The following is a 5,948-nucleotide window of genomic DNA, read 5'->3' as shown; positions in this document are numbered from 1 at the left end:
CTAGCTCAGCCGAACCTCGCCCACCTTGTCGGCGTAGTCCTTCTTGGGGTCGCGGCCCAACAGCATCTTCACGCCGGCGAACAGGCTGTGCTCGTTGAGCCAGATCTGGGCGCGTTCAGGGTCGAACCGCAGGAGCTGCAGCTTCGGGTCATCCTTGCCACCCTCGTACCAGGCCGCCACGAAGGGGTTCCACAGCCGATCGATGGTGTCGCGGTCGTTGTCGGGCGTCAGGCGACCGTGGATGGCGGCGAAGAGGTCATGATCCTTGGAGGCGAAGTGGGCCACGGCCCGGTGGCCGGCGCCTGCGGCCTGGACCAGGTCGACGCCCTTGGCGCTGAAGATCCAGATGGGGCCGCCCTCGTCGCCCTCGATCTGGGCGGTCATGGGCTGGCTGTGACCCTCCTCCACATCGGCCAGGCCGAGCATGAGGGTGCGGTCGGACTTGAGGGCTTTCCAGAATTTGGCTTCCAGTTCGGCGCGGTCGGCCATGGGCCTCTCCTTTGTGCGGGTGAGGCCAGGGCAACGGGCGGCGGCGGCTCCCCGTTCCTTGAGCTTCAGCCGTTTCGGAGCTGCGCCCCCAGGGCCGCCAGATCCTCCGCCGATCCGAAGCGCGCGGCCTCGGAGTCGCCGCGCAGGGCGTGGCTCGGCGGAACCATTTCCGGCCCCTCGCCCGGGGCCAGCGGCGGGGTGTAGTAGCCCAGGGCGTAGCCCCCCAAGGCGTAGCCCAGCAGGTCCTGGAGGTCCGGGTCCAGAGTGCGCGCGATCTCGGGTGGGCAGGAAAGGTACTGGTTCTCCTCCTGCCGCAGCCAGCCCAGGGCATAGGTGATGTTCAGGCCCCAGCGGTCGGCCTCGCTGCGGTTGGCGCCGCCGCCATGAAAGACGCTGCCCGTATAGACCAGCACCGAGCCGGCCCGCATGACGGCCTGGGTGATCTCGGCGGGATCGGCGCGCCGGTCGTCCGGCCAGGCCTGGGAGGCGGGGACCACCTGGGTGGCGCCATTGTCAGCGGTGAAGTCGGTGAGCGCCCAGATGGTGTTGAGCTGCGGCTCGACGCCTTTCAGGTGCGCGCCCCAGGCCCATCGGTCCCGATGGATCGGCTGGGCGCCCTGGCCCGGCATGATGCGGATCAACTGGGTCAGGTGCAGCTGCCAGCGCTCGCAATTGGGCTTGAGCAGGTGGGCGCACAGGGCCTGGATGCGGGCGTCGGTCACCAGGGGGCGGCAGGCCGGAGAGCGGGCCACCAGGGCGCCGGTGCGCGTGGTCCTCTGACCTGTGAAGCCGTCGCGACCGGCCGGCGTGGCCTCCACGAACGGCGTCAGTTCCGCCTTCAGGGCCGAAAGCTCCTTGGCCGACAGGGCGTCGTCCAGGATCAGCGCCCCGTCGCGATCGAGGATTTGGGCGATGGATGCGCTGGGCGCATCGGCGGGCAGGTGAACCAGTTCCACCATGGGCGTCCTCCGGAAGGGGCCGTCCTTGGAAAATCGGGGTGTCGCCCCGACCGCGGCCCGTCGGGCCTCACCTTGTCCTGAGCGCCCCCTCTCGCCAAGCCGCAAGCGCGTTCAGGGCGTTGATCAGGGCCATGGTGAGGCTTAGATCAGAGCGCGGCGCCGGGCGACGGGCCTGGCCAGCGATGGAGGCGACCCATGCGAACCGTGCAGATCATGGCCCTGGCGGCCGCGGCGATGGTGCTTGCGGCCTGCAATACGGTGGCCGGCGTCGGGCGTGACCTGGAGGCGGCGGGCAGCGCCGTGCGCACCACGGCCCAGGACGTGGCGCGCTGAACATTTTCGGGGTTTGAGGCGGCGGGCGAGCGCGCCGCCCTTTCCCTTGCGGGGTTCGAGGCGCATATGCAGGCCATGTCCGAACCCAAGCGCCCTGGCTTTCTCACCGCCCTGCGTCGGGGCCTCAAGGGGCGCTGCCCGGCCTGCGGCGAGGGCGCGCTCTTCTGGCGCTATCTGAAGGTGGAGCCCGCCTGCCGGAGCTGCGGCCATGATCTGGCCCAGTATCCGGCCGATGACGGCCCGGCCTATTTCACGATCCTGATCGTCGGCCATGTCGTGGTGGCGCCGCTCCTGCTGTTCCCCTTCATGTGGGAATCGCCGGTCTGGCTGGTGCTGCCGGGGGTGCTTTTGCCCCTGACCGGGCTCACCCTTCTGTTGCTGCCGCGGATCAAGGGCGCCTTCATCGGCGGCCTGATGGTCCTGGGCGTCAGGGAGACGGACCGGGCGATCCACACCGCCGACGCCGCCGACTGAGCTGTCCCGGCTCGGGAACCTCCGCCATGGACGCGCCGTTCTGCCAGCGGGTGAGCGGACAGTCATGTTCGCTCTAGCGGAGAGAACAACATGACCCTTGGCACAATCCTTCTGATCATCCTGATCCTGGCCCTCATCGGCGCCCTGCCCACCTGGGGCTACAGCCGCAGCTGGGGCTACTTCCCGTCGGGCGGCCTTGGCCTCGTGCTGGTGATCGTCCTGATCCTGGTGCTTATCGGCCGAATCTAGACGGCAGAAGGTTCGCTCCGCTCTTGTGGGCGGAGCGACCTCTGCGCCGCGCGGGCCAGGTTCAATAACCGGTTCCCACTGATTGGAACGCGCTCTAGCATCCCCTGGGCTGGAACTGGGGGAGGGACCGTATGTCGGCGACGGAGACGGGCGCGGATTCCCAGGCGCCGCCGGGTTTGCTGGCGGCGGGGCTGACGCCGCTCCAGCGCCTGAAGGCCATCGCCGGCGGCTCGGCGGGCAATCTGGTGGAATGGTACGACTGGTTCGCCTACTCCTCCTTCGCCCTCTATTTCGCCCCGCACTTCTTCCCGCAAGGGGACCAGACCGCCCAGCTCCTGCAGGCGGCGGCCGTGTTCGCCATCGGCTTCCTGGCGCGGCCCTTGGGCGCCTGGCTGATGGGGCTCTATGCCGACCGCGCCGGGCGCCGGGCGGCCCTGTCGCTGTCGGTGGCCATGATGTGCGCCGGCTCCTTCGTCATCGCCATCATTCCAGACTATGCCGCCATCGGGGTGGCTGCGCCCATCGCCCTTCTTTTGGCTCGCCTGCTGCAAGGCCTTTCGGTGGGCGGGGAGTACGGCGCCAGCGCCACCTATCTCTCGGAGATGGCCGGACGGCGACGCCGGGGCTTCTGGTCCAGCTTCCAGTTCGTGACCCTGATCTCCGGCCAGCTTCTGGCGCTGGGCATCCTGATCCTGCTTCAGAACGTCATGGCGCCAGCGGACCTGGAGTCCTGGGGGTGGCGCATCCCCTTCTTCGTGGGCGGCCTGCTGGCGGTGGTGGTGTTCTGGATCCGGCGGGGCCTGGACGAGAGCGAGTCCTTCAAGAACGCCCAGGCTTCAGGGGCCGAGCGGGCGCGGACCATGATGCTGTTCCGCCACCACCCGTGGGAGACCACGGCCATTTTCCTGCTGACGGCCGGCGGCTCGCTCGCCTTCTATGCCTATACGACCTACATGCAGAAGTTCCTGGTCAACACGAGCGGCTTCAGCAAGGAGGCGGCCACCTCGATCACGGCGGCGGCCCTGATCGTCTATCTCTTCCTGCTGCCCCTGTTCGGCTGGCTGTCGGACAGGTGGGGCCGGCGCACCAACCTCGCCTTCACCTTCGGGGCCGGGATGCTGCTGACCTATCCAATCATGCAGGCCATGGCGGGCGTCAGTGATGCGCTGACCGCCTTCTTCCTGATGGTGGCGCTCATCGTGATCATCTCGGGCTACACCTCGGTCAGCGCGGTGACCAAGGCCGAGCTCTTTCCCGCCCATGTACGGGCGCTTGGCGTGGCCCTGCCCTACGCCATGGCCAACGCCCTGTTCGGCGGCACCGCCGAAGCCGTGGCCCTGTCCTTCAAGGGCTGGGGGATTGAGCAGGGCTTCTATCTCTACGTCTCGGCCATCATGGGGGTCGGCCTCATCACCTCCCTGCTGCTGCGTGACAGCCGTAAGCACAGCAAGATCCTGGAGGACTGAGCCATTCCCCCTCAGCTGCCCGACCTGCACCTGTCGACTCTGGACGCCGTCGCCCTGGCCATCTTCGCCCTGGCCTGGCTGGCCTATGAGCCCCTGGTGAAGGCGGCGCTGGGGCGGCGGCACCTGATCAATCTCGACATGGCGGTGATCCGGAGCGCCTGGATGCGGGCCATGGCGGGGCGGGACAACCGGCTGATGGACGGCCAGCTTCTGGGCCACACCATCAATTCGGCCTCCTTCTTCGCCTCGTCCAACCTGATCCTGATCGCCGCGGCGGCCGGCGTGCTGTTCGGCGGCGAGGCTTCGTTCCGCAGCGCATCCAGCCTGATCGTCATCAAGACCTCATCGCGCCTGCTCTTCGAGCTGCAACTGGCCCTGGTGCTGATCACCCTGGCGCGTGGCCTGTTGGACTTCATCTGGGCGATCCGCCAGCTGAACTACACGGTCGCCGTGGTCGGCGCCGCGCCCGGCGGAACCTGGAGCCCATTGCAGGAAGCCTATGGCGCAGCCGCCGGTCGGCTGCTCAATCCGGCGCTTTCGGCCTTCAACGCAGGCGTCAGGGGCTATTACTTCGCCCTGGCCGCCGCCAGCTGGATCTTCGGCTCCACGACCTTCATCATCGCCACGCTGAGCGCGGTGGCCGTGCTCATCTGGCGGCAGCGAAGCTCCGCCGCCGCCCACGCCATCGCCGACCTTCGCGAGGTGCTGGAGGGGGCGCAGGCCGAGCCGCCGGCCCCGGGGCCCGCCGATCCTCTGGCCGAACCGCATCGCCCGGCCTGACCGGGTTCCACGGCGCGCGCCGGGACGCTCTCGGCTCAGCGGCCCACCAGCAGCCGGCGAAGATTGAACGGACCCGGTCCCCGGGCCAGCATGTCCAGGCCGATCAGGACCAGCAGGGTGGCGGGCAGGGCCGCGCGCAGGCCGGCCTTGGCCTCAACAAAGACCACGGCGACCAGAAAGAGGATCGCGCAGAGCAGGCCCGCCCAGCGGGTCACCAGGCCGAGAATGAAGGCCACGCCGCAGAAAACCTGCGCGTAGACCGCCAGCCCCGCCATCAGTCCCGGCCAGATGAACCCATGGCCGGCCAGATAGGCGGCGAACTCAGCCATCTGCTGCGGGTCCGTGGCCGGGCCAAGAACGCCCCAGACCAGATAGGCGCCCACCACGAGCCGGGTCAGCAGCCGCACCCAGGGCTCGATCCCGCCCGCCCAGGACAGGTTGAGCCACCAGGGCCAGGGCGGCTTCCACGGGGTCGGCTCTGGCGCCTGGGTTGTCGGCATGGAACTGCGCCTTCAGGTTGTGATTTCTCAAATCACGCCTGATGAGATCATAACCCCTCCCCCGGGGGGGCCGTCCAGAGCCAACCGCCCGGATGAAGGCTCAGCCGGCCTCTACGCCGACGCCGATGGGGCAGGTCACGCCCGTGCCGCCGATGCCGCAATAGCCGCCGGGGTTCTTGGCCAGGTACTGCTGGTGATAGTCCTCGGCGAAATAGAAGGGGCCGGCTTCCACGATCTCGGTGGTGATGGCGCCCAGGCCGCGGGCCGACAGGGCCTGCTGATAGGCCGCCTTGCTGGCTGCGGCCGCCTGGGCCTGGGCGTCGTCCTTCACATAGAGGCCCGACCGGTACTGGGTGCCGATATCATTGCCCTGGCGCATGCCCTGGGTGGGGTCATGGTTCTCCCAGAAGGCCTTGAGCAGCTGCTCATAGGTGACGACCTTGGGATCATAGACCACCAGCACCGCCTCGGTGTGGCCGGTGCGGCCGCTGCACACCTCTTCATAGGTGGGATTGGGGGTGAGCCCGTTCACATAGCCGACGGCCGTCACCTGCACGCCCGGGATCTGCCAGAAGACCCGCTCCACCCCCCAGAAGCAGCCCATGGCGAAGACCGCCGTCTCAAGCCCCGCCCCATAGGGACCCTGCAGGGGCCGGCCGTTGACGAAGTGGGTGGTCGCCGTGGGGATGGGTTGGGCG

Annotated in this window: 9 protein-coding genes; 5 read left to right on the top strand and 4 right to left on the bottom strand. The window is 68.6% G+C overall.

Annotation, left to right across the window (positions count from 1 at the left end):
- Together V7D28_RS13420 and V7D28_RS13415 are read right to left on the bottom strand one after the other, a co-directional pair.
- Positions 1-489 carry a pyridoxamine 5'-phosphate oxidase family protein gene (locus tag V7D28_RS13420; RefSeq protein WP_333587888.1) on the bottom strand — a complete coding sequence of 163 codons (489 nt, stop codon included), beginning with the start codon at positions 487-489 and terminating at the stop codon, positions 1-3.
- 65 nt (positions 490-554) lie between these two features.
- Complete coding sequence (locus V7D28_RS13415) at positions 555-1,448, bottom strand: phytanoyl-CoA dioxygenase family protein (protein ID WP_333587887.1); 894 nt, start codon at positions 1,446-1,448, stop codon at positions 555-557.
- 195 nt (positions 1,449-1,643) lie between these two features.
- On the opposite strand from V7D28_RS13415, the gene V7D28_RS13410 reads away from it, so the two are divergent.
- From V7D28_RS13410 to V7D28_RS13390, 5 genes are all read left to right on the top strand, one after another.
- Entirely contained in the window at positions 1,644-1,781 is a 138-nt protein-coding gene (locus V7D28_RS13410) for an entericidin A/B family lipoprotein (RefSeq protein WP_333587886.1), read from the top strand.
- Positions 1,782-1,847: 66 nt separating this feature from the next.
- On the top strand, positions 1,848-2,255 hold the full coding sequence (locus V7D28_RS13405) for a DUF983 domain-containing protein (protein ID WP_333587885.1): 408 nt from the start codon (positions 1,848-1,850) through the stop codon (positions 2,253-2,255).
- A gap of 90 nt (positions 2,256-2,345) precedes the next feature.
- Positions 2,346-2,504: a DUF3309 family protein gene (locus tag V7D28_RS13400; RefSeq protein ID WP_333587884.1), complete on the top strand. Its 159-nt coding sequence runs from the start codon at positions 2,346-2,348 to the stop codon at positions 2,502-2,504.
- A gap of 131 nt (positions 2,505-2,635) precedes the next feature.
- Positions 2,636-3,970, top strand: a complete 1,335-nt coding sequence (locus tag V7D28_RS13395) for an MFS transporter (RefSeq protein ID WP_333587883.1) — start codon at positions 2,636-2,638, stop codon at positions 3,968-3,970.
- Positions 3,971-4,000: 30 nt separating this feature from the next.
- On the top strand, positions 4,001-4,750 hold the full coding sequence (locus V7D28_RS13390) for a DUF599 domain-containing protein (RefSeq protein ID WP_442957943.1): 750 nt from the start codon (positions 4,001-4,003) through the stop codon (positions 4,748-4,750).
- Positions 4,751-4,785: 35 nt separating this feature from the next.
- On the opposite strand, the gene V7D28_RS13385 is transcribed toward V7D28_RS13390, so the two are convergent.
- Together V7D28_RS13385 and msrA are read right to left on the bottom strand one after the other, a co-directional pair.
- Positions 4,786-5,250: a DoxX family protein gene (locus tag V7D28_RS13385; RefSeq protein WP_333587882.1), complete on the bottom strand. Its 465-nt coding sequence runs from the start codon at positions 5,248-5,250 to the stop codon at positions 4,786-4,788.
- A 100-nt stretch (positions 5,251-5,350) separates the two neighbouring features.
- The coding region (msrA, locus tag V7D28_RS13380) for a peptide-methionine (S)-S-oxide reductase MsrA (protein WP_333587881.1) at positions 5,351-5,948 on the bottom strand (598 nt) is incomplete at its 5' end.

Source organism: Phenylobacterium sp., from assembly GCF_036723115.1.
Taxonomy (GTDB): Bacteria; Pseudomonadota; Alphaproteobacteria; order Caulobacterales; family Caulobacteraceae; genus Phenylobacterium.
The sequence above is the reverse complement of the archived record's forward strand: the minus strand, read 5'-3'. Positions and strand labels throughout refer to the sequence as shown.

Bases quoted from the DNA above. Each gene is read 5' to 3' on its own strand.
- V7D28_RS13415 (WP_333587887.1), bottom strand. From the start codon at position 1,448: ATGGTGGAACTGGTTCACCTGCCCGCCGATGCGCCCAGCGCATCCATC.
- V7D28_RS13405 (WP_333587885.1), top strand. From the start codon at position 1,848: ATGCAGGCCATGTCCGAACCCAAGCGCCCTGGCTTTCTCACCGCCCTG.
- V7D28_RS13410 (WP_333587886.1), top strand. From the start codon at position 1,644: ATGCGAACCGTGCAGATCATGGCCCTGGCGGCCGCGGCGATGGTGCTT.
- V7D28_RS13385 (WP_333587882.1), bottom strand. From the start codon at position 5,250: ATGCCGACAACCCAGGCGCCAGAGCCGACCCCGTGGAAGCCGCCCTGG.
- V7D28_RS13400 (WP_333587884.1), top strand. From the start codon at position 2,346: ATGACCCTTGGCACAATCCTTCTGATCATCCTGATCCTGGCCCTCATC.
- V7D28_RS13420 (WP_333587888.1), bottom strand. From the start codon at position 489: ATGGCCGACCGCGCCGAACTGGAAGCCAAATTCTGGAAAGCCCTCAAG.
- V7D28_RS13395 (WP_333587883.1), top strand. From the start codon at position 2,636: ATGTCGGCGACGGAGACGGGCGCGGATTCCCAGGCGCCGCCGGGTTTG.